Raw genomic sequence first — 21,958 nt, 5'->3', positions numbered from 1 at the left:
GGATCCGGGCTAGACCTGACATAGGCTCCCGAGCGGTGCGGGTCACACACCCGTTGTCCACGTGCCGTCAAGCGGTTTGTCGGACCACCGTCCCGTGCCGTTCAGATCCCCGTCGAAACAGAGGTGGGCATGACCCTGCAGTCCGGTCTCGAGCCCGGCGCACCTGCTGAGCCCGAGGACACGAGTCGTGCTCCGCGGGAGTCGACCGGCACCCCGGCCAGCAAGTCGCCCACCCAGATCGCGCTGCAGCGGCTGCGCCAGGACAAGGTCGCGGTCGTCTGCGGTGCCATCCTGCTGCTGCTGGTGGTGCTGGCCCTGGCGGCCCCGCTGATCAGCCGGGCGATGGGGATCTACCCCGAGATCAACAGTCCCGGGGCCCCGAAGCCCTCGGAGGTGCTGGACCAGTTCAACTACCCCGAGGTCGGCCCGCCGTACTTCGGGTTCACCTGGGACCACCCGCTCGGCATCGCCCCCAACACGGGCGTCGACAACCTGTCCAACCTGCTCTACGGCCTGCGCACCTCGCTGCTGGTGGCCACGCTCGCCACGATCGTCTCGACCCTCGTGGGCATCGCGATCGGCCTGATGGCCGGGTTCTCGCGCGGCTGGCTCGACCGGTTCCTCTCCTTCGTGATCGACCTGTTCCTCTCGTTCCCGTTCCTGCTCGGCGCGCTGACCCTGGCCCCGATCATCACCTCGCGGTTCAGCACGGACCTCGACGCGCTCAACCGGGCGCAGCTGCTCGGGCTGATCGCGGTGCTGGTCATCTTCGGCTGGATGTCCCTGGCCCGCCTGATCCGTGGCCAGGTGCTCTCCCTGCGCGAGCGGGAGTTCGTGCAGAGCGCCCAGGTGATCGGCGTGCCGACCCGGCGGATCCTGTTCAAGGAGCTGCTGCCCAACATGGTCGCCCCGATCGTGGTGGCCACCTCGCTCTCGCTGCCGGCCTACGTGGCCGCCGAGGCCGGCTTGTCCTACCTGGGCATCGGCCTGACCGGGCAGCCCTCGCTGGGTCAGACCATCCTGCGGGCCACCGGCTTCTACAACACCTACGGCATCTACCTCTGGGTGCCGGTGGGCGTGGTCGCCGTCCTGGTGCTCGCCCTCAACCTCCTCGGCGACTCGGTACGAGACGCCTTCGACCCCCGAACCCGCCGGTGACCCTCACCGGCAGGTGGCACGACCCCGACGGTGACCCCCACCCGAGGAAGCACGACCCATCTAGGAAGGGTGGAGACACGATGCGGTTCAAGAAGCCGTTCATTGCGTTGACCAGCGTGAGCCTGCTGTCCCTGGCGGCCTGCGGTGGCAGCGGCGACGGGCCGACCACCGGCTCGGAGAACGTCGACCGGGAGAACCTCGCCAACACCGGCGACGCCACCGACCCCGAGCGGCAGGGCCCGGTCGAGATCGACGGCGCCACCGAGGGCGGCACGGTCGACGTGCTCAGCGTCAACGGCGCCAACAGCCTGGACCCGAGCGAGGCGTACTACACCAACACCTCCTCCATCCTCCAGGGCCTGGTGACCCGGTCGCTGACCCAGCTGGTCTACGACGCCGAGTCGGGCCAGCAGGTGCTGGTCCCCGACCTCGCCACCGACCTGGGCACCTCCAACGAGGACTTCACCGAGTGGACCTTCACGATCCGCGACGACGTGACCTACGAGAACGGTGACCCGATCACCCCCGAGGACATCAAGTTCGGGATGCTCCGCTCGATGGACCGCGCCGCGTTCCCCGAGGGCCCGGCGTTCTCCAACGACTACTTCGAGGGCGGCGCCGAGTACGAGGGCCCCTACACCGGTGGCAGCACCGACTTCGACGCCATCCAGGTCGACGGCCAGGACATCACCATCCAGATGGCGACCCCGTTCCCGGACATGCCCTACTGGGGCACCTTCCCGGCGATGGGTCCGATCCCCGAGGGCCCCGAGTCGAACCCGGCCAAGTACGCCCAGCGCCCGCTGGCCAGCGGCCCGTACAAGTTCGACGAGTACAACCCCGAGCGCAGCCTGACCCTGGTGCGCAACGAGGAGTGGGACCCGAACACCGACCCGGGGCGCACGCAGTACCCCGACGAGTACGTCTTCGACTTCCAGCGCGACAGCGCGCAGATCGACGAGATCATCCTCAACGACTCCGGTGACGGCCAGAGCACGCTGACCTACGACAACGTGCAGGCCTCGAACTACCCGACCTTCCAGTCCGACGCCGCCGACCGTCTGGTCGAGGGCGGCGCGCCGTGCACCTACTACCTGGCGCCGGACTACCGCAAGATCGAGTCCAAGGAGATCCGCGAGGCGCTGGCCTGGGCCTACCCCTACGAGGACGCCACCACGGCCGCGGGCTACATCATCGACGTGACGCGGATCATCGACGCGACCAACCTGATGCCCCCCGGCATCCCCGGGCGCGAGGAGTACAACCCGATCCCCGAGCACGAGCCCGGCACGACCGACGCCGAGCGCGCCGCTCAGATCCTCGAGGAGGCCGGCGAGACCGGCTTCGAGCTGAAGTTCCTCTTCGCCAACGACGACCCCAACGCGGTCGCCGCCAAGGACGTCCTCGTCCGGGCCTTCGAGGACGCCGGCTTCACCGCCAGCCCGCAGGCCACCACCCTGGCCGAGCTCTCCACCGTCCGCGCCGACCCCGACGCCGACATCAACCTGCGCACCGCCGGCTGGTGCTCCGACTGGCCGTCGGGCGGCTCGTGGTTCCCGCCGACCCTGCAGTCGACCAACCTGAACGCGGAGGGCCTCGGCTCGAACTACGCCGTGTTCAGCGAGCAGGACGTCGACGACCGGATCCAGGAGATCCTGGGCTCGCCGATCGAGGACCAGCCCGGTCTGTGGAACGAGCTGGACCAGTACATCGCCGAGGAATACATGCCGGTGATCCCGTACTCCTACACCGGCACCGCGATGGCGCACGGCTCGGCCATCGAGGGCATGCAGGTCGACCAGAACCTGGGCATGCCGACCTGGAAGGACATGTGGGTCAACCAGGGCTGAGCCCCTGCTGATCCGGACGTCCGTCCGATCCTGACGAGCCGATGGGGCGGGTCCACCCGGACCCGCCCCATCGGACCGCCCGTGCCACCCGGGCCCCGGTCGAGCCCCGCTCCCGCGGCCCCACCCCCTCCTCTTCCGCTACGAAAGGTGCCCCGATGCTGGGCTTCATCGTGCGCCGGGTGCTCACGGCGCTCCTGGTCGTCCTCCTGACGTCGATCTTCGTCTTCGTGCTCCTGTACAAGGGCGTGGCCAACCCGGCCGGCCCGGTCTGCGACGCCCAGGGCCGCTGCACCGCGGAGCGGCTGGCCGCGATCGAGGAGCAGATGGGTCTCAACGACCCGATCCTCACGCAGTACGGCGAGTTCGCGACGGGTGTCTTCGCCGGGCGCACGGTCAGCTTCGGCGAGACCGCGTACGACTGCCCGGCGCCGTGCCTCGGCGTCTCGTACGGCACCCGCGGGCTGATCACCGACGAGCTCGTCGAGCGGCTGCCCGCGACCATCTCGCTGGCCATCGGGGCCTCGATCATCTACCTGGTCGTCGGGGTGACCCTCGGGGTGCTCGCGGCCAAGGTGCGTGGCACCGCCACCGACCGGCTGCTGGTCAGCTCCAGCCTGGTGGTCAGCTCGATCCCGTACTACCTGTTCTGCCTGATGGCCTACATCTTCCTGGTCCTGAAGACACCGATCTTCGACGAGACCGGGTACCTGCCGATCACCGAGAGCGTCGGAGCGTGGTTCTTCGCGATGCTGCTGCCCTGGCTGGTGCTGGGGCTGTTCTCCTCGTCCAACTACGCCCGGTTCACCCGCGGTCAGATGGTCGAGACCCTCGGTGAGGACTACATCCGCACCGCCTCGGCCAAGGGCGTCAGCCCGAACAAGGTGGTCTTCGGCCACGGCCTGCGCGCCGCGATCGTGCCGATCGTCACGATCTTCGGCCTCGACTTCGCGGCCCTGCTCGGCGGCACGATCTTCACCGAGAAGATCTTCCAGATCGACGGGATCGGGTTGTGGGCGCTCGACGCCGTCACCCGGCCGCCGCTGGACTTCCCGGTGGTCATCGCCACCGTGCTGGTGGTGGCGATCATCATCACCCTGGCCAACCTGGTCGTGGACATCGTCTACGGCTTCCTCGACCCCCGAGTGAGGATCTCGTGACCAGCACCCCCACCACCTCGGCCACCGCGGGCGCCCCGCTGCTCGAGGTGAGCAGCCTGTCGGTGCGCTTCCCGACCCACGACGGCCTGGTCCAGGCCGTCACCGACCTCAGCTACACGGTGCGCCGGGGCCAGACCCTCGGCATCGTGGGGGAGTCCGGCTCCGGCAAGAGCGTCTCCTCGATGGCGGTGCTCGGGCTGCACGACCCGAAGCAGACCCGCCTCGAGGGCTCCATCCGGATCAACGGCCGCGAGATCATCGGGGCGTCGTCCTCGACGCTGAGGGAGCTGCGCGGGCAGGAGGTCGCGATGATCTTCCAGGACCCGCTGACCGCGCTGCACCCGTTCTACTCGATCGGGCGCCAGATCATCGAGGCGTACCGGATCCACCACAAGGTGTCGAAGTCGGTGGCCCGCAAGCGCGCCATCGAGGTGCTCGACCGGGTCGGCATCCCGCAGCCGCAGTCGCGCGTCGACGACTTTCCGCACCAGTTCTCCGGCGGCATGCGCCAGCGCGCGATGATCGCGATGGCCCTGGTCAACGACCCGACCCTGCTGATCGCCGACGAGCCGACCACCGCGCTCGACGTGACCGTCCAGGCCCAGATCCTGGACCTGCTCCAGGACCTCCAGCGCGAGTTCGACTCCGCGATCGTGATGATCACCCACGACCTCGGCGTGATCGCCGAGGTCGCCGACGACGTGCTGGTGATGTACGGCGGTCGCGCGGTGGAGAAGGGCCCCTGCAAGGAGATCCTGACCCACCCCGAGATGCCCTACACGTGGGGCCTGCTGTCGAGCATCCCCGAGGTCACCGGCGACGTCGACGTCCCGCTGGTCCCGATCCCGGGCACCCCGCCCAGCCTGCTGAACCCGCCGTCCGGCTGCGCGTTCAACCCGCGGTGCACCTTCCGCGACCAGGTCCCCGGTGACCTGTGCCGCACCGAGCTGCCGCCGCTCGTCCCGGGCGGGCGCGGCCCCGGCCACGAGAAGCGCTGCCACCTGCCCGACCCCGACGCCGTCTTCGAGGCCAAGCAGGCCGAGCTCCTGACGTCGGCCGGGCACGACCCCCACGCCCCCACGACCGGAGAGGACGCGCGGTGAGCGACGCGAGCCCGACCACCCCCCGCACGACCGGCGGCGGCCCCAGCACCCGGACCGTCTCGAGCGCTGCGCACCACGCCACCTCCGACGGCAAGCCGCTGCTGGAGGTCCGCAACCTGAAGAAGTACTTCCCGGTCAAGTCCTCGGGCCTGCTGCGCCGCACGGTCGGCAACGTGCAGGCCGTCGACGGCGTCTCCTTCACCGTCGAGTCCGGGCGTGCCCTGGGCCTGGTGGGGGAGTCCGGCTGCGGCAAGTCCACGCTGGGCCGCCTGATCACCCGGCTCTACGAGCCGACCGCGGGCACCATCGACTTCGAGGGCCAGGAGATCGGGCAGCTCTCCAACAAGCAGATGCTGCCGATCCGGCGCGAGATCCAGATGATCTTCCAGGACCCGTACTCCTCGCTGAACCCGCGGCACACCGTCGGCACGATCGTCGGCACCCCGCTGGAGGTCCACAAGGTCGTCGCCAAGGACAAGATCCTGCCGCGCGTCCAGGAGCTGCTGGAGATCGTCGGGCTCAACCCGGAGCACTACAACCGCTACCCCAACGAGTTCTCCGGCGGGCAGCGCCAGCGGATCGGCATCGCCCGCGCCCTGGCGCTGCAGCCGAAGCTGCTGGTGGCCGACGAGCCGGTCTCCGCCCTGGACGTCTCGATCCAGGCGCAGGTGATCAACCTGCTCCAGGACGTGCAGCGCGAGTTCGGCATCGCGTTCCTCTTCATCGCCCACGACCTGGCCGTCGTGCGCCACTTCTGCCCCGAGGTCGCGGTGATGTACCTCGGCCGGATCGTCGAGGTCGCGGACCGGGAGACGCTCTACCACCGCCCGCACCACCCGTACACCCAGGCGCTGCTCTCCGCGGTGCCCGAGGTCTCGCAGGCGGCGGCCGGCCACCGTCGGGAGCGGATCATGCTCGAGGGCGACGTCCCGAGCCCGATCAACCCGCCGTCCGGCTGCTCGTTCCGGACCCGGTGCCGGCTGGCCCAGGACATCTGCGCCCGCGTCGAGCCGCCGCTGCTGCAGATCGGCCCCACGCACAAGGTCGCCTGCCACTTCCCCGGCGAGCTCGGCAAGGCACCGGACCGCCCGATCACCGCGCGCCTGCTCGGCACCGACGACGCCGGCGCCCCCGACCCCGGGGCCACCCCGGCCGAGATCGACGACCGGCCCGGCTTCGGGCCCACCTGGTACGACCTCGAGGCCCGCACCATCACCAGCACGCCCCGCCCGGGCGCGTAGCCTCGTCCCCCGTGGACGACACCGGCGACGACCTCGACGGCCTGTTCGCGTCGCCGGCGGCCCCGGCTGAACCGCAGGTCGCAGCACCGGCGCACTCCCGCACCCCGACCGCACCGGTCGGGGGCGGGAGCCTGGCCGGCAACGACCACGCCTCCGCGCCGCTGGCGGTGCGGATGCGACCCCGCCGGCTCGAGGAGCTGGTCGGCCAGGAGCAGCTCCAGGCGCCGGGCTCACCGCTGCGCCGCCTGGTCGAGGGCGACCAGTCCATGTCGCTGCTGCTGTGGGGCCCGCCCGGCACCGGCAAGACCACGATCGCCTCGATCGTCTCGATGCAGACCGACCGCGTGTTCGTCGAGGTCTCCGCGGTCTCCGCCGGCGTCAAGGAGGTCCGTGCCGCCATCGACGCCGCCCGCCGCCGGCTGGTGACCGAGTCACGGGAGACCGTGCTCTTCGTCGACGAGGTGCACCGCTTCAGCAAGGCCCAGCAGGACGCGCTGCTGCCGGGCGTGGAGAACCGGTGGGTCACGCTGGTCGCGGCCACCACCGAGAACCCGTTCTTCTCGGTGATCTCCCCGCTGCTCTCGCGCAGCCTGCTGCTGCGCCTGGAGTCCCTGACCGACGACGACGTACGCCGGGTGCTGCTCGCCGCGGTCGCCGACGAGCGGGGTCTGGCCGGCGCGGTGTCCGTCGACGAGGACGCCCTGGACCACCTGGTCCGCCTGGCCGGGGGCGACGCGCGCCGGTCCTTGACCTACCTCGAGGCCGCTGCCGGGGCCGCGGCCTCCCAGAGCAGCGACGTGGTCGACCTGGCCACCGCCGAGCTCGCCGTCGACCAGGCCGCGGTGCGCTACGACCGGCAGGGCGACCAGCACTACGACGTGACCAGCGCCTTCATCAAGTCCGTGCGCGGCTCCGACGCCGACGCGGCCCTGCACTACCTGGCCCGGATGATGGAGGCCGGGGAGGACCCGCGGTTCATCGCCCGGCGCCTGATCATCCTGGCCAGCGAGGACATCGGGCTGGCCGACCCCACCGCCCTGACCACCGCCGTGGCCGCGGCCCAGGCCGTCGCGCTGATCGGGATGCCGGAGGGCCGGCTGACCCTCGCCCAGGCCACCATCGCGCTGGCCGTCGCGCCGAAGTCGAACGCGGTGACCACCGCGATCACCGCCGCGTCCGCCGACGTGCGCGCGGGCAAGGTCGGCCCGGTGCCCTCCCACCTGCGCGACGCGCACTACGGGGGCGCGAAGGACCTCGGCCACGGCAAGGGCTACGTCTACAGCCACGACGCACCGTTCGGGGTGGCCGAGCAGCAGTACGCCCCCGACGTGGTCGCCGACGCGACCTACTACCGGCCGACCCGGCTCGGGGCCGAGGGCGCCGTGCGCGAGCGGTGGGAGCGGGTGCGCCGCCTGATCCGGGGGCAGGGGTAGCGGCCGGTCACCCCCGTCCGTGCCAGGTAGGGTCGTGACCCATGACGCAGCAGTGGACCCTCCCCGCCTGGGCAGTCCTGCTGCCGGTCGTGGTCGGGCTGGCCCTGCTCGTCGCGGTCCTGCTCCTCGCGGTGCGGGTCGGTCGGACCGGGCGACGGGCGACCGCCACCGCAGCCGAGGTCGGCGCCCTGCGCGACGTGGTGGCCGTGCTCGAGCAGCAGCAGCGCGCCCCGACCGTCCCGCCGACCACCCCGTCCGACTACGTCATCACCCGGGTCGGCGACGACCCGCCGGAGGTCGAGGAGCGAGCGCCGGCGAGCGTCTCGAGACCACCAGCGGACCGGCCGGTGGTCGCCGCACCGCTCTTCGCGGACCTCGTCCTGCGCGAGTCCGTGGTGCAGGCGGCGTCCCTGGCCGCCGGCGTCCGTCGGGCGCTGGCGCCCGAGGTGCGCCACCGCGTGCGCCTGGAGATGAAGCGCGACGTCAAGCGCGCCCGCAAGCAGCGCCGTACCGACCTGCGCGCCGCCCGCCGGGACTGGGAGGCGCGTCGCCGCGCCGAGGTGGCCTCCGAGGACCCGGGTCTCGACGAGGGCAGCGCGGCATGAGCCGCGGGCTCTGGTTCGTGGCCGGGGCCGGCGCCGGGATCTACGGGATGGTCCGTGGGCGCCGCGCCGCCGAGGCACTGACCGCCGACGGCCTCCGCGACCGGGTCAACGCCGCGGTCCTGGGCGCCCGGATGATGGGCGCCGAGGTCGCCGCGGGCAAGGCCGAGCGCGAGGACGAGCTGCGCGAGCAGATGCACCACCGCACGCTGCGCAGCACCACCGCCCGAACCGAGCTGGCCGCGCCCGCCGCAGGCCCGGCCGAGGACCACCCAGACCAGCACCCCGAGCAGCACCCCGAGCAGCACCCCGAGCAGGAGGACTGAACCCCGATGGACACCGCCGCGATCCGCGCCGCCTTCACGGCCCACTTCGAGGCCGCCGGGCACACGGTGGTCCCGTCGGCGTCGCTGCTCGCGGCCGACCCCACGCTGCTGTTCGTCAACGCCGGCATGGTGCCGTTCAAGCCGTACTTCCTGGGTGACGAGACCCCGCCGTACGACCGGGCCACCAGCATCCAGAAGTGCGTGCGCACGCCCGACATCGAGGACGTCGGCAAGACCACCCGGCACGGCACCTTCTTCGAGATGTGCGGCAACTTCTCGTTCGGCGACTACTTCAAGCAGACGGCGATCGAGCTGGCCTGGGACCTCGTCACCAAGCCGCTGGCCGACGGCGGCTGGGGCCTGGACGAGTCGCGGCTCTACCCGAGCGTGTTCGTCGACGACCCCGAGGCCGTCGACCTGTGGCGCCAGGTCACCGGCCTGCCGACCGAGCGGGTCGTGAAGCTCGGCGCGAAGGAGAACTACTGGTCGATGGGCGTCCCCGGGCCCGGAGGCCCGTGCTCGGAGATCCTCTACGACCGCGGGCCGGCGTACGGGCCCGAGGCGGACTTCACCGCCCTCGGCCCCGACATGCCCACCGAGCTCGAGGACCGCTACGTCGAGATCTGGAACCTCGTCTTCATGCAGGACGACCTGTCGGCCGTACGCAGCAAGTCCGACTTCGACGTCGCCGGGTCGCTGCCGCAGCGCAACATCGACACCGGGATGGGCCTGGAGCGGGTCGCGATGCTCCTCCAGGGCGTCGAGAACATGTACGAGATCGACGTGATGCGCCCGGTCATCGACCGCGCCGCCGAGCTGGCCGGCAAGACCTACGGCGCCGACCCGGTCGACGACGTGCGGCTGCGCGTGGTCGGCGACCACGTGCGCAGCTCGATGATGCTGATCGGCGACGGCGTCGTGCCCGGCAACGAGGGCCGCGGGTACGTCCTGCGCCGCCTGCTGCGCCGCGCGGTCCGCTCGGTGCGCCTGCTCGGCTACGAGGACCCCGCGCTGCCCGAGCTGATGCCGGTCAGCCGCGACAAGATGGGCCAGACCTACACCGACCTGGTGCGCGACTGGGAGCGGATCTCCTCGGTCGCCTACGCCGAGGAGGAGGCCTTCCGCTCGACGCTGCGCGCCGGCACCACGATCTTCGACCAGGCCAGCGCCCGGCTCCGCGGCAGCGGCGCGACGCAGCTGCCCGGCGACCAGGCCTTCGCGCTGCACGACACGTACGGCTTCCCGATCGACCTGACCCTGGAGATGGCCGCCGAGCAGGGCCTGGCCGTCGACGAGGACGGCTTCCGCCGGCTGATGGCCGAGCAGCGCGACCGCGCCAAGGCCGACGCCCGGTCCAAGAAGGGCGCGCACCGCGACGCCACCGCCTACCGCGCCGTGGCCGACGACCTGGGCCGCCCGGTGGAGTTCGTCGGGTACGCCGACGTGGTCGCCGAGGGCACCGTGCGTGGTCTGATCAGCGCCGGCGGCGCGGTCGGCTCGGCCTCGGTGGGCGAGGAGGTCGAGGTCGTCCTGGACCGCACCCCGTTCTACGCCGAGGGCGGCGGGCAGCTGGCCGACGAGGGCGTCGTCGAGCTCGACAACGGCGCCCGGCTGGCCGTGCGCGACGTGCAGAGCCCGGTCACCGGTCTGGTCGTCCACCGGGCGACGGTGCTGTCCGGCGAGGTCAGCGTCGGGCTCGGCGCGCACAGCGTCGTGGACCTCGAGCGCCGCCGGTCGATCTCGCGCGCCCACACCGCGACCCACATGGTCCACAAGGCCTTCCGTGAGGCGCTGGGGGAGACCGCGACCCAGGCCGGGTCCGAGAACGCCCCCGGCCGGTTCCGCTTCGACTTCTCCGCCACCGGCGCCGTGCCGACCTCGGTCCTGGCCGACGTCGAGGCCCGCGTCAACGACGTCGTGCTGGACGACCTCGCGGTCGAGGCCGAGGTGATGACGCAGGCCGAGGCCGTCGCCTCCGGCGCGATGGCGCTGTTCGGCGAGAAGTACGGCGACCAGGTGCGCGTGGTCTCGGTCGGCGACTGGGCGCGCGAGCTCTGCGGCGGCACCCACGCCGGCCGCTCCGGCCAGCTCGGGGTCGTCAAGCTGCTCGGGGAGAGCTCGATCGGCTCCGGCGTGCGCCGGGTCGAGGCGCTGGTCGGCGGCGACGCGTACCGGTTCCTGGCCCGCGAGAACGTCCTGGTCAACCAGCTCACCGACGCGCTGAAGGTGCGCCGTGAGCAGCTGCCCGAGCGGGTCGAGGACCTCGTCACCCGGTTGCGTGCCGCGGAGAAGGAGATCGACAAGGTCCGCGTGGCGGCGCTGCTGTCCTCCGGCGGTGAGCTGGCCGCGGCCGCCGAGGACGTCGCGGGCGTCAAGGTCGTCGCGCACCGCGTCGACGGCGCGGCCGCGGGCGACGTGCGCCAGCTGGCCCTCGACGTGCGCGGCCGGATGCCGGCCGCGGTGCCCGGGGTCGTGGTGGTCGTCGGCGTCGACGGCGGGAAGGTCGCGGTCGTGGCCGCCACCACCGACGAGGCCCGCGCCCGCGGGCTCTCGGCCAACGACCTCGTCCGCGCGGTCGGCCCGTTCGTCGACGGGCGCGGCGGCGGCAAGGCCGACGTGGCGCAGGGCGGGGGCGCCGACGCCACCCGCGTCGAGGAGGCCCTGGCCGAGGTGCGCCGCGTGGTCGCCGCCGCGGTGGCGGGCTGAGCGGGTGCGCCACGGCGTACGGCTCGGCCTCGACCCCGGCGACGCGCGGATCGGGGTGGCCCGCAGCGACCCCTCCGGCATGCTCGCCACGCCCCTGGACACGGTGCGCCGCGGCAAGGACGACGTCCGCCGGATCCGCCGCCTGACCGAGGAGTCGGAGGCCGTCGAGGTCGTCGTCGGACTCCCGCGCTCGCTGTCCGGTCGCGAGGGACCCGCGGCGGTCAAGGTCCGCGAGTTCGCCGACCGGCTGGCCCGTAGGCTCAGCCCCGTGCCGGTCCGCCTGGTCGACGAGAGGCTCAGCACCGTGAGCGCCGAGTCGACGCTCCGCTCGCGCGGTCGCCACGGCCAGGACCGGCGCGCCGTGGTCGACATGGCCGCCGCGGTCGTCATCCTTCAGCATGCGCTCGACATCGAGCGGGGGACCGGCCAGGCTCCCGGTGAGCTGGTCCCGGGCCCCACCGACCACGCTGCCGACGCCCCCGCTGACGCCGCCGCACCCGACGCCGCACCCGACGAGAAGGAGACCCGATGAGCGAGCCCGAGGGCGACCTCGCGCAGATCACCCGGGACGACGAGGCCCGTGGCGGTGCGCGGGGCCGGCGCGGCCCCCGGCTGTCGGGCTGCCTGCCGGTGCTGGTGGTGCTGGCGATCATCGTGGGTCTCGGCTACGTCGGGGTGACCAAGGGCCAGGAGGCCCTCGAGGACTACTTCGCCGACCCGGCCGACTACAGCGGCCCCGGCCGCGGCGAGGTCGCCTTCCAGGTCGCCGAGGGCGACACGGTCGCCGAGATCGGGCGCAAGCTGAAGGACCAGGACGTGGTGGCCTCGGTCGAGGCGTTCATCGAGACGGCCAACGGCGACGACCGGGCGACGGGCATCCAGGTCGGCTACTACGAGCTGCGCCGGAAGATGGCGTCGACCGAGGCGCTGTCGGTGCTGGTCGACCCGGGCAACCTGGTGAACACCACCGTGACGGTGCCCGAGGGCCTGCGGGTCGTCGACGTGGTCGACATCCTGGCCGAGGAGACCGAGTTCCCCCGGCAGCGGTTCGAGGCCGTGCTGGACGAGCCCGGCCGGATCGGCCTGCCGGACTACGCCGGGGGCGACCCCGAGGGCTACCTGTTCCCCTCCACCTACGCCTTCAGCCCCGAGGACACCCCGCTCACGATGCTGACCGCGATGGTCGACCGGTGGCGCCAGGCCGCCGACGACGCCGACCTCGAGGCCGCCGCCGAGGCGCTCGGCTACACGCCGCACGAGCTGATGACCGTGGCCAGCCTGGTCGAGGCCGAGGGCCGCGGCGACGACATGCCGAAGGTGGCCCGGGTGATCTACAACCGCCTGGAGAACCCGGACACGTCGGGCACGAACGGGCTGCTGCAGATCGACGCCGCCGTCAACTTCGCGCTCGGCCGGGAGCCGATCGCGCGGCTGACGACCGACCAGATCGAGTCGGTGTCCGACTCGCCGTACAACACCTACACCCAGCCCGGCCTGCCGCCGGGCCCGATCGAGGCACCGGGCGACGCGGCCATCGCCGCGGCGGCCGCGCCGGCCGACGGTCCCTGGTACTACTACGCGACGGTCAACCTGGAGACGGGCGAGACCAAGTTCACCGAGAGCTACGAGGAGTTCCTCGGCTTCCGGGCCGAGCTCGACGAGTACTGCGCGACGCAGTCCGACCGCTGCTGAGGGCGGACGTCGTGCGCTGCGCCGTCGTCGGGGACCCCGTCGACCACTCCCTGTCCCCGGTGCTGCACGCCGCGGCGTACGACCGGCTCGGCCTGGCCTGGACCTACGGCACCGTCCGGGCCGCCGGTGGCGAGCTGGCCGGGACGGTGGCCCGGCTGCGGGCCGGTGACGGCGGACCGCCGTGGCGGGGCCTGTCGGTCACCGCGCCGCTGAAGCGCGAGGCGCTGGCCCTGGCCGACCGGGCCACCGGCCGCGCCCGGCTGGCCGGGGGAGCGAACACCCTCGTGCTCACCGAGCACGGCGTGCACGCCGACAACACCGACCTGCCGGGCGCCACGGCGGCGGTCCGCGAGCGGCACCACGGGCCCGTGGACGACGTGGTCGTGCTCGGGGCCGGCGCCACCGCCGCCTCGATCCTGCTGGGGCTCTGCGAGCTCGGCGCGCGGCGGGTGACCCTGCTGGCCCGGGACCCCGCGCGCGCCGCGGCGACCGCGGCGCTGGTCCGGGCACACCCCGACCGGCCCGACGTGCGGGTCACGGGCTTCGACGCAGACCCCTGGGACCCCGACGTGGTCGTCGGCACCGTGCCGGCGTCGGCCCAGGACCCGCGGCTGGTCGCGGCGTGGTCCGGCGCGGGGCTGGTCTTCGAGGCGATCTACGACCCGTGGCCGACCCCGCTGGCGGCGTCCGTGCTCGACCGGGGCGGGGTGCTGGTCTCGGGGCTCGACCTGCTGGTCCACCAGGCCGTGCTCCAGGTCCGTGCCTTCACCGGCCTCGACGTCGACGTCGACCTGCTGCGCGGCGCCGGCGAGCGGGAGCTCGCGGCGCGTGCGGCGCGGTCGTGAGGACGCCGGCGTGAGGTGTCGGCGTGAGGGCGCCGCTGTGAGGGTGTCCGCGTGAGCCTGCTGCTCGTGCTCGGCTGCGCCCTGCTCGGCGGGGCCGGCGGCGCGGCCGTCCCGGCGCTGGTCCGGCGGCTGCCCCAGCCCGACCCCGCGTCGCTGCACCTGCCCGAGGGCGAGGACCCGCCGCCGACCTACGCCGAGGTCGCCGCGGCGCCCGGGCTGGCGCGGCGTACGGCGGTCGTCGGCGCCCTGGCGGCCGGGCTGCTGGCCTGGTCGGTCGGGGCCGAGCCGGCCCTGGTCGGCCTGGTCGCGGTGGTGCCGGTCGCGGTCGCGCTCGGCGCGGTCGACCTGCGGACCCGGCTGCTGCCGAAGGTGCTCGTCCTGCCGGCCACCGCGTGGCTGGTGGCCGTGGCCGCGGTCGCGGCCCTGCTCGGCGGCCCGGCGGAGACCGACGCCCTGGTCCGGTCGCTGGTCGCCCTGGTCGCGGCGCGCACGGCGTACTGGCTGCTGTGGTTCGTCCGCTCCGCCGGCCTCGGCTTCGGCGACGTGCGGCTGGCCGCGATGGTGGGCGCCGGCCTGGGGCAGCTGGGCTGGGCCGAGGTGCTGGTCGGGCTCTACGCGGGCTTCCTGGTCTTCGGGGTGCCCGGGGCGCTGTGGGCGCTGGTGCGCCGCGACCGCTCGCTGCTGCGCGCGGCGTACCCCTTCGGCCCGTTCCTCCTCCTCGGCGCCCTGCTCGGCGTCCTCCTCGGGGACGTGGTGGCCGGGGCGCTCGGCTGGGCCTGAGGGACGGCCGGCCCCCACGGTGAGGTCGTGGGTCGACGGACGCGCTCCGGCGCGTCCGCTGACCCACGACCCGTCCTGCCAGCCCGACCGGCCGCGACGGCCCCGCCGCCCGCCCGTCGGGCGGGTCGTGGGGGTGCGCGGGGCGGGTGGGAGACTGGGCGCATGTTGCGCTGGCTGACCGCGGGTGAGTCCCACGGACCCTCCCTCGTCGCGATCCTCGAAGGCCTGCCCGCCCACGTGGCGGTGACCAGCGAGGACGTCGCCGACGCCCTGGCCCGTCGTCGTCTGGGCTACGGCCGCGGGGCCCGGATGAAGTTCGAGCAGGACCAGGTCACGATCACCGGGGGAGTGCGCCACGGGCTCACCCAGGGCGGGCCGGTCGCGATCGAGGTCGGCAACACCGAGTGGCCCAAGTGGGAGCAGGTGATGTCGGCCGACCCCGTGCCGGCCGAGACGCTCGAGGGGCTCGGCCGCAACGCGCCGCTGACCCGCCCGCGCCCCGGGCACGCCGACCTTGCCGGCATGCAGAAGTACGACTTCGAGGACGCCCGACCGGTGCTGGAGCGGGCCTCGGCCCGTGAGACCGCGGCCCGGGTCGCGCTCGGCTGCGTGGCGACGTCCTTCCTGCAGCAGGCCACCGGCGCTCGCGTGGTCTCCCACGTCGTCGAGCTCGGCGGCGTCCCGGCGCCGGCCGGGTCGGTGCCGGAGCCCGACGACGTCGAGCGCCTCGACGCCGACCCGGTGCGCTGCCTGGACCCCGACGCGTCGGCCGCGATGGTCGCCCGCGTCGACGAGGCCCACAAGGACGGCGACACCCTGGGCGGCGTCGTCGAGGTCGTCGTGCACGGCCTCCCGCCGGGCCTCGGGTCGTACGTCCACTGGGACCGCCGGCTCGACTCCCGCCTGGCCGGCGCCCTGATGGGGATCCAGGCGATCAAGGGCGTCGAGGTCGGCGACGGCTTCGTCACCGCGGCCACGCCCGGCTCGCAGGCGCACGACGAGATCGTCACCGGTCCCGACGGCATCCGCCGCTCGACCGGTCGCTCGGGCGGCACCGAGGGCGGGATGACCACCGGCGAGGTGCTGCGCGTGCGCGCGGCGATGAAGCCGATCGCCACCGTCCCGCGGGCCCTGCGCACCGTCGACGTCGCCACCGGCGAGGAGACCCGGGCGCACCACCAGCGCTCCGACGTCTGCGCGGTGCCGGCCGCCGGCATCGTCGCCGAGGCGATGGTGGCGCTGGTCCTGGCCGACGCCGTCATCGAGAAGTTCGGCGGCGACGCCGTGCACGAGACCCGCCGCAACGTCCAGTCCTACCTCGAGGCGCTGAGGTACCGGTGACCCGCACGAGCGGCCGCCCGCCGCACGTCCGCCCCCGCGTCGTGCTGGTCGGCCCGATGGGCGCCGGCAAGACCACCGTCGGACTCCTGCTCGGCGAGCGGTGGGGCGTCGCGGTCCGCGACACCGACGCCGACGTCGAGGCCACGACCGGCCGCGCCGTCTCCGACATCTTCGTCGAGGACGGCGAGCAGCACTTCCGCGACCTGGAGCGCAACGCCGTGGCGACGGCGCTGGCCGAGCACGACGGCGTGCTGTCGCTGGGCGGCGGGTCCGTCGTCGACGCCGGCACCCGCGAGGTGCTCGCCGGGCACCAGGTCGTGTTCCTCCGCGTCGGGCTGACCGACGCCGTCAAGCGGGTCGGGCTCGGCGTCGGCCGGCCGATGCTGCTGGGCAACGTCCGCGCCCGGATCAAGGCGCTGCTCGACGAGCGCACCCCGGTGTACGAGTCCGTGGCCCGCCACGTCGTCGACACCGACGGCCGCACCCCCGAGGACGTCGCGGACGAGGTCGACGCGCTGCTGTCCGGGACCGACTCCGGGGAGGACCGATGAGCGCGCCGGCCCGCACCATCGCGGTGCGCGGCGCGTCGCCGTACGACGTCGTGGTCGGCCGCGACGTCCTGGACCGCGTCGCCGACCTGCTCGGCGACGGCCCCACCCGGGTCGCGCTGCTCTTCGCCGGCGAGCTCGGGGAGCAGGCCCAGGCCCTGGCCGAGCGGCTCGTCGAGCGCTACGACGTGCTGGCCCTCGGCCTGCCCGACGCCGAGCAGGCCAAGACCGCCGCGGTCGCCGCCGACTGCTGGGAGGCGCTGGGGGAGCGCGGGTTCACCCGCTCCGACGCCGTGGTCACCCTCGGCGGCGGCGCCACCACCGACCTCGGCGGCTTCGTCGCGGCGTCCTGGCTGCGCGGGGTGCGCGTCGTGCACGTGCCGAGCACGCTGCTGGGCATGGTCGACGCCGCCGTCGGCGGCAAGACCGGGATCAACACCGCCGCCGGCAAGAACCTGGTCGGCGTCTTCCACGAGCCGGCCGGGGTCGTCTGCGACCTGGCGCTGCTCGACACCCTCCCGCGCGCCGACCTCGTGGCCGGCCTGGGCGAGGTCCTCAAGTGCGGGTTCATCGCCGACCCCGAGATCCTGCGCCTCGTCGAGACGACCGACCCCGCCGACCTGACCCCGACCTCGCCGGTGCTGCGCGAGCTCGTGGAGCGGGCGATCGCGGTCAAGGTCGACGTCGTCGTGGCCGACCTCAAGGAGACCGGCGGTCGCGCCGACCAGCCCGGCCACCCCGGCCGCGAGGCGCTCAACTACGGCCACACGCTGGCCCACGCGATCGAGCGGGCCGAGGGGTACGCGCTGCGCCACGGCGACGCCGTGGCGGTCGGCTGCGTGTTCGTCGCCGAGCTGGCGCGGCGCACCGGCGCGATCGACGACGCCCTGGCCGACCGGCACCGCGACGTCCTGGCCCGCGTCGGGCTCCCCGTCGGCTATGCCGGCGCGGACTTCGAGGACCTGCTCGCCGCGATGCGCGTCGACAAGAAGGCCCGCGGCTCCCAGCTGCGGTTCGTCGTCCTCGGCGGGCTCGGTCGTCCGCAGGTGCTCGCCGGTCCCGACGAGGCCGACTTGCGCGCGGCGTACGACGTGGTGCGCGGCCTCCAGCCGACCCTGGTCGGCCCCGGTGACCCGCGTACCGACGAGGACCCGCAGCCGTGAGGGTGCTGGTCCTGAACGGCCCCAACCTGGGACGGCTCGGGCGCCGCCAGCCCGAGGTCTACGGCACCGCGACCCACGCCGAGCTCGCCGAGCGCTGCGTCGGCTGGGGGGTCGACCTGGGGCTCGAGGTCGAGGTGCGCCAGACCAACCACGAGGGCCTGATGCTCGACTGGCTCGGGACGGCCGCCGACGACCGGACGCCGGTGGTGCTCAACGCCGCCGCGTGGACGCACTACTCCTACGCCCTCTTCGACGCCTGCGCGATGCTCGAGGCGCCGCTGGTCGAGGTGCACCTCTCGGACCCCCTGCAGCGGCCCGAGGAGTTCCGCCACCACTCGGTGGTGACCCCCCACGCCGCGCTGGTGGTGTCCGGGCAGGGCGTCGAGGGCTACCGCGTGGCGCTCGCCCACCTCGCGAACGGCTAGACTCGGGCGCTGGCGCCCCGCGCCCCGGCCACCGCCGGGACGGCCCGGGTGGTGCCGCACCCCGTCTCCGACCACGAAGGCTGACACGCGCGCATGGCAACGACCAACGACCTGAAGAACGGCATGGTGCTCAACCTCGACGGCCAGCTCTGGCAGGTCATCTGGTTCCAGCACCACAAGCCCGGCAAGGGCGGCGCCGTGGTGCGCTCGAAGCTGAAGAACGTCGAGTCCGGCAAGACCGTCGACAAGACGTTCAACGCCGACGTGAAGGTCGACGTGGCCTCGGTCGACAAGCGCAACATGCAGTACCTGTACAACGACGGCACCTCCTACGTCTTCATGGACACCGACGACTACGAGCAGCTGGAGGTCGCCCCCGAGATCGTCGGCGACGCCGCCAACTTCCTGCTCGAGCAGCAGGAGGCGCTCGTGGCCACCAACGAGGGCCGCGTGCTCTACATCGAGCTGCCGGCCTCGGTCGAGCTCGAGATCACCTTCACCGAGCCCGGGGTCGCCGGCGACAGCGCCACGGGGCGTACCAAGCCGGCCACGCTGGAGACCGGGCACGAAATTCAGGTGCCGCTGTTCATCACGCAGGGCGAGAAGGTCCGGGTCGACACCCGCGAGTCCTCCTACCTCGGCCGCGTGAAGAGCTGAGCGGGCGCCCGGTGGGAGCCCGCTCCAAGGCCCGCAAGCGGGCCCTCGACGTGCTGTACGCCTCCGACCTGCGCGCCGAGGACGCCGTGGTCGCCCTCGACCGCGCGATCGACGCCGGGGAGGGACCGACCAACGACTACACCGCCACGCTCGTGCGCGGCGTGGTCGAGCACCGCACCCGCATCGACGAGGTGCTGTCGACCTACTCCACCGACTGGACCCTGGACCGGATGCCCGCGGTCGACCGCAACGCCCTGCGCCTGGGCGTGTGGGAGCTGCTGTGGGCCGAGGACGTGCCGGACGAGGTCGCGGTGAGCGAGGCGATCGCGCTGGTGCGCGACCTGTCCACCGACGACTCCCCGCAGTTCGTCAACGGCCTGCTCGCGCGGATCGCGCGCGAGAAGGAGACGCTCACCCGGTAGTCCACCCGCCCTCCGGGCGAGCCGGGGGGTGGCACCCTGGGGGCGTGAGCACCCAGCAGACCAGCCAGACCAGCACCCAGGACGTCACCGAGGTCGACCTCGTCGTGGTCGGCGCCGGCCCCGGCGGGGAGGCGCTGGCCTCCGGCGCCGCCGCGGGCGGGCTGTCGGTCGTCGTCGTCGACCGCCACCTCGTGGGCGGGGAGTGCCCCTACTACGGGTGCATCCCGTCGAAGATGATGGTGCGCGCCGCCGACGCGCTGGCCGAGGCGTCCCGGGCCGGGACCCTGGCCGGGGACGTGGCCGTCACGCCGTCCTGGACGCCGGTGGCCACCCGGATCCGGGACGAGGCCACCACCGACTGGGACGACGCCGTCGCCGTGCGGCGTCTCGAGGACGCCGGGGCGACCGTGCACCACGGCGTCGGCCGCCTGACCGGCCCCCGCGCGGTCGAGGTCACCCTGCCCGACGGGTCCGTGGTGGCGTACGCCGCCCGCGTCGGCGTGGTGCTCAACCCCGGGACCCGGCCGGCCGAGCTGCCGGTGACCGGGCTGGCCGGCACGCCGTACTGGACCAACCGGGAGGCCGTGCAGGCCACCGGGGTGCCCGCGAGCCTGGTCGTGGTGGGCGGCGGGCCGATCGGCTGCGAGATGGCGCAGGTCTTCGCGCGCTTCGGTGCGCGGGTCACGATCCTCCAGCACGGTCCGCGGCTGCTGCCGGGCGACGAGCCGGAGGCCGGCGAGCTGCTGGCCGAGGTGCTGGCCGGCGAGGGGCTGCGGGTGATGACCGGCGCGGACCTGAGCGAGGTCGCCCACGCCGACGGCACGTTCACCCTCACCGTGGGCACCGGCGAGGACGGCGAGGCGACGGAGACGCTCCACGCCGACCAGCTGCTCGTCGCCGCTGGCCGCACCCCCAACCTCGACGGCCTCGGGCTGGACACCGTGGGGCTCGACCCGTCCGCGCGCACGATCGAGGTCGACGAGCGGATGCGGGCCACCGTCGACGGCCGGCCCGTCGAGGGCCTCTGGGTGGTCGGCGACGTCACCGGCAAGGGCGCGTTCACGCACGTGTCGATGTACCAGTCGGCGGTCGCGCTGCGCGACGTGCTCGGCCAGGACGGACCGCCGGCGGCGTACCACGCGGTCCCGCACACGACCTTCACCGACCCGGAGGTCGGCGGGGTCGGCATGACGGTGCGCCAGGCGCGCGACGCCGGGCTGCGCGTCCGCGTCGGGCGCACGGCCATGGAGAGCTCCTCGCGCGGGTTCACCCACGGTCCCGGGGCCAGGGGCCTGATCACCGTGGTCGAGGACGCGGACCGTGGCGTCCTGGTCGGCGCGACCGCCGCCGGGCCCGGCGGCGGCGAGGTGCTCGGCCTGCTCGCGCTCGCGGTGCACGCCGCCGTGCCGGTGGACACCCTGCGCACGATGATCTACGCCTACCCGACCTTCCACCGCGCGATCGAGACCGCGCTGGGCGAGCTCGCCGAGGAGTGAGCCGGTCCCGGCCGCTACCCCCCGCGGGTCGGGGCGCGGCACCCGGCCGGGGCCCTACCCTCCTCTGATGAGCACTGGTGGGACGTCCGAACGCGCGCCGAGGTCCCTGGCCGAGGCCGAGAACCACTCCTGGGTCGACCACGCGGTCCGGTTCGGGATGCTCGCCTACGGCGCGGTCTACCTCCTGGTCGGCTGGCTCGCGCTGCAGCTGGCCCTGGGCCAGGGCACCGGGTCGACCAACACCGACGGTGCGATGACCGAGCTGGCCCAGCAGCCGTTCGGCCAGGTCGCGCTGTGGCTGGTCGTGGTCGGGATGCTGCTTCTCGTGGCCTGGCGTGTCCTCGAGGCCGTGGCCGGGCACCGCTCCGAGAGCGGGTCGGACCGCGTGAAGAAGCGAGTGGTGTCGCTGCTCAAGGGCGTGCTCTACGCCGTGGTCGGGTTCAGCGCCTTCCAGGTGGCCACCGGCAGCGGGAGCAGCGGCGGCAGCGACGGGACCGACGGCCCCACCGCACGGGTCCTGCAGCTGCCCGGCGGCCAGCTGATCGTCGGCGTGGTCGCCCTCGGCGTCCTGGCCTACGCCGGGGTCCAGGCCAAGCAGGCCGTGACCGAGGACTTCCGTAAGCACCTCACCGCCGAGGGCAAGCAGGGCACGGCGGGCCGCTTCTACGTCCTGGCCGGCAAGCTCGGCTACGCCGCCAAGGCGGTGGCCGTGGCCATCATCGGCGGTCTGTTCGCCTACGCCGCGATCTCGCACGACGCCTCCAAGTCCGGGGGCATGGACCAGGCCCTGCAGCAGGTGCTCGAGCAGCCGTACGGCCGCTACCTGCTGGGCCTGGTCGCGGTCGGCATCGCCGGGTACGGCGTGTTCTGCCTGGCCCGCGCGCGCCACCTCTCCCGCTGAACCCGGTCCCGCCGAACCCGGTCCCGCCGACCCCGGGTCCCGGGACCATCGGACGGGCGACCGCGACCCCGGGCCGTGGGAGGGTGGGGCGTCATCGACCGCACCCCGACGG

21 protein-coding genes are annotated in these 21,958 nt (G+C 73.6%); all 21 read left to right on the top strand.

What is annotated here, in order from left to right:
* Positions 1-129: 129 nt before the first annotated feature.
* The 21 genes from ENKNEFLB_RS13790 to ENKNEFLB_RS13690 all read left to right on the top strand — a co-directional run bounded on the left by ENKNEFLB_RS13790 (position 130) and on the right by ENKNEFLB_RS13690 (position 21,846).
* Positions 130-1,158 carry an ABC transporter permease gene (locus ENKNEFLB_RS13790; RefSeq protein WP_214055935.1) on the top strand — a complete coding sequence of 343 codons (1,029 nt, stop codon included), beginning with the start codon at positions 130-132 and terminating at the stop codon, positions 1,156-1,158.
* A gap of 80 nt (positions 1,159-1,238) precedes the next feature.
* Positions 1,239-3,008, top strand: coding sequence for an ABC transporter substrate-binding protein (locus ENKNEFLB_RS13785; protein ID WP_214055934.1), 1,770 nt, complete (start codon positions 1,239-1,241; stop codon positions 3,006-3,008).
* 155 nt (positions 3,009-3,163) lie between these two features.
* The gene (locus tag ENKNEFLB_RS13780) at positions 3,164-4,165 is read left to right on the top strand and encodes an ABC transporter permease (protein ID WP_214055933.1); all 1,002 of its coding nucleotides are present in this window, start codon (positions 3,164-3,166) and stop codon (positions 4,163-4,165) included.
* On the top strand, positions 4,162-5,268 hold the full coding sequence (locus ENKNEFLB_RS13775) for an ABC transporter ATP-binding protein (RefSeq protein ID WP_214055932.1): 1,107 nt from the start codon (positions 4,162-4,164) through the stop codon (positions 5,266-5,268). Before ENKNEFLB_RS13780 ends, ENKNEFLB_RS13775 begins: the two co-directional genes overlap by 4 nt.
* The gene (locus ENKNEFLB_RS13770) at positions 5,265-6,509 is read left to right on the top strand and encodes an ABC transporter ATP-binding protein (protein WP_214055931.1); all 1,245 of its coding nucleotides are present in this window, start codon (positions 5,265-5,267) and stop codon (positions 6,507-6,509) included. Before ENKNEFLB_RS13775 ends, ENKNEFLB_RS13770 begins: the two co-directional genes overlap by 4 nt.
* An 11-nt stretch (positions 6,510-6,520) precedes the next feature.
* Positions 6,521-7,942, top strand: coding sequence for a replication-associated recombination protein A (locus ENKNEFLB_RS13765; RefSeq protein WP_420830508.1), 1,422 nt, complete (start codon positions 6,521-6,523; stop codon positions 7,940-7,942).
* Positions 7,943-7,983: 41 nt separating this feature from the next.
* Entirely contained in the window at positions 7,984-8,547 is a 564-nt protein-coding gene (locus ENKNEFLB_RS13760; protein WP_214055930.1) for a hypothetical protein, read from the top strand.
* Positions 8,544-8,870: a DUF6167 family protein gene (locus ENKNEFLB_RS13755; protein ID WP_214055929.1), complete on the top strand. Its 327-nt coding sequence runs from the start codon at positions 8,544-8,546 to the stop codon at positions 8,868-8,870. Before ENKNEFLB_RS13760 ends, ENKNEFLB_RS13755 begins: the two co-directional genes overlap by 4 nt.
* Before the next feature lie 6 nt (positions 8,871-8,876).
* On the top strand, positions 8,877-11,576 hold the full coding sequence (gene alaS / locus ENKNEFLB_RS13750) for an alanine--tRNA ligase (protein WP_214055928.1): 2,700 nt from the start codon (positions 8,877-8,879) through the stop codon (positions 11,574-11,576).
* Between the two features lie 4 nt (positions 11,577-11,580).
* Positions 11,581-12,108, top strand: a complete 528-nt coding sequence (ruvX, locus tag ENKNEFLB_RS13745; protein ID WP_214055927.1) for a Holliday junction resolvase RuvX — start codon at positions 11,581-11,583, stop codon at positions 12,106-12,108.
* Positions 12,105-13,268: an endolytic transglycosylase MltG gene (gene mltG, locus ENKNEFLB_RS13740; RefSeq protein ID WP_214055926.1), complete on the top strand. Its 1,164-nt coding sequence runs from the start codon at positions 12,105-12,107 to the stop codon at positions 13,266-13,268. Before ruvX ends, mltG begins: the two co-directional genes overlap by 4 nt.
* 11 nt (positions 13,269-13,279) lie before the next feature.
* Entirely contained in the window at positions 13,280-14,113 is an 834-nt protein-coding gene (locus tag ENKNEFLB_RS13735) for a shikimate dehydrogenase (protein WP_214055925.1), read from the top strand.
* A gap of 51 nt (positions 14,114-14,164) precedes the next feature.
* A complete protein-coding gene (locus ENKNEFLB_RS13730) occupies positions 14,165-14,893 on the top strand; it encodes a prepilin peptidase (protein WP_214055924.1) in 729 nt (242 codons plus the stop codon).
* A gap of 162 nt (positions 14,894-15,055) precedes the next feature.
* Positions 15,056-16,234: a chorismate synthase gene (gene aroC, locus ENKNEFLB_RS13725; RefSeq protein WP_214055923.1), complete on the top strand. Its 1,179-nt coding sequence runs from the start codon at positions 15,056-15,058 to the stop codon at positions 16,232-16,234.
* Complete coding sequence (locus ENKNEFLB_RS13720) at positions 16,231-16,785, top strand: shikimate kinase (protein ID WP_420830507.1); 555 nt, start codon at positions 16,231-16,233, stop codon at positions 16,783-16,785. Before aroC ends, ENKNEFLB_RS13720 begins: the two co-directional genes overlap by 4 nt.
* Positions 16,782-17,945, top strand: a complete 1,164-nt coding sequence (gene aroB / locus ENKNEFLB_RS13715; RefSeq protein ID WP_214055922.1) for a 3-dehydroquinate synthase — start codon at positions 16,782-16,784, stop codon at positions 17,943-17,945. The genes ENKNEFLB_RS13720 and aroB overlap by 4 nt, the downstream gene beginning before the upstream one ends.
* Entirely contained in the window at positions 17,942-18,370 is a 429-nt protein-coding gene (locus tag ENKNEFLB_RS13710; protein ID WP_214055921.1) for a type II 3-dehydroquinate dehydratase, read from the top strand. Before aroB ends, ENKNEFLB_RS13710 begins: the two co-directional genes overlap by 4 nt.
* A gap of 93 nt (positions 18,371-18,463) precedes the next feature.
* On the top strand, positions 18,464-19,027 hold the full coding sequence (gene efp / locus ENKNEFLB_RS13705) for an elongation factor P (RefSeq protein WP_214055920.1): 564 nt from the start codon (positions 18,464-18,466) through the stop codon (positions 19,025-19,027).
* 11 nt (positions 19,028-19,038) lie between these two features.
* The gene (gene nusB, locus ENKNEFLB_RS13700; protein ID WP_214055919.1) at positions 19,039-19,449 is read left to right on the top strand and encodes a transcription antitermination factor NusB; all 411 of its coding nucleotides are present in this window, start codon (positions 19,039-19,041) and stop codon (positions 19,447-19,449) included.
* A gap of 44 nt (positions 19,450-19,493) precedes the next feature.
* Positions 19,494-20,945, top strand: a complete 1,452-nt coding sequence (locus ENKNEFLB_RS13695) for a dihydrolipoyl dehydrogenase family protein (RefSeq protein WP_214055918.1) — start codon at positions 19,494-19,496, stop codon at positions 20,943-20,945.
* Between the two features lie 67 nt (positions 20,946-21,012).
* The gene (locus tag ENKNEFLB_RS13690; protein ID WP_214055917.1) at positions 21,013-21,846 is read left to right on the top strand and encodes a DUF1206 domain-containing protein; all 834 of its coding nucleotides are present in this window, start codon (positions 21,013-21,015) and stop codon (positions 21,844-21,846) included.
* Positions 21,847-21,958 lie beyond the last annotated feature (112 nt).

It is taken from the genome of Nocardioides aquaticus, from assembly GCF_018459925.1.
GTDB lineage: Bacteria > Actinomycetota > Actinomycetes > Propionibacteriales > Nocardioidaceae > Nocardioides > Nocardioides aquaticus.
This window is presented reverse-complemented; position numbering and strand designations above follow the sequence as displayed.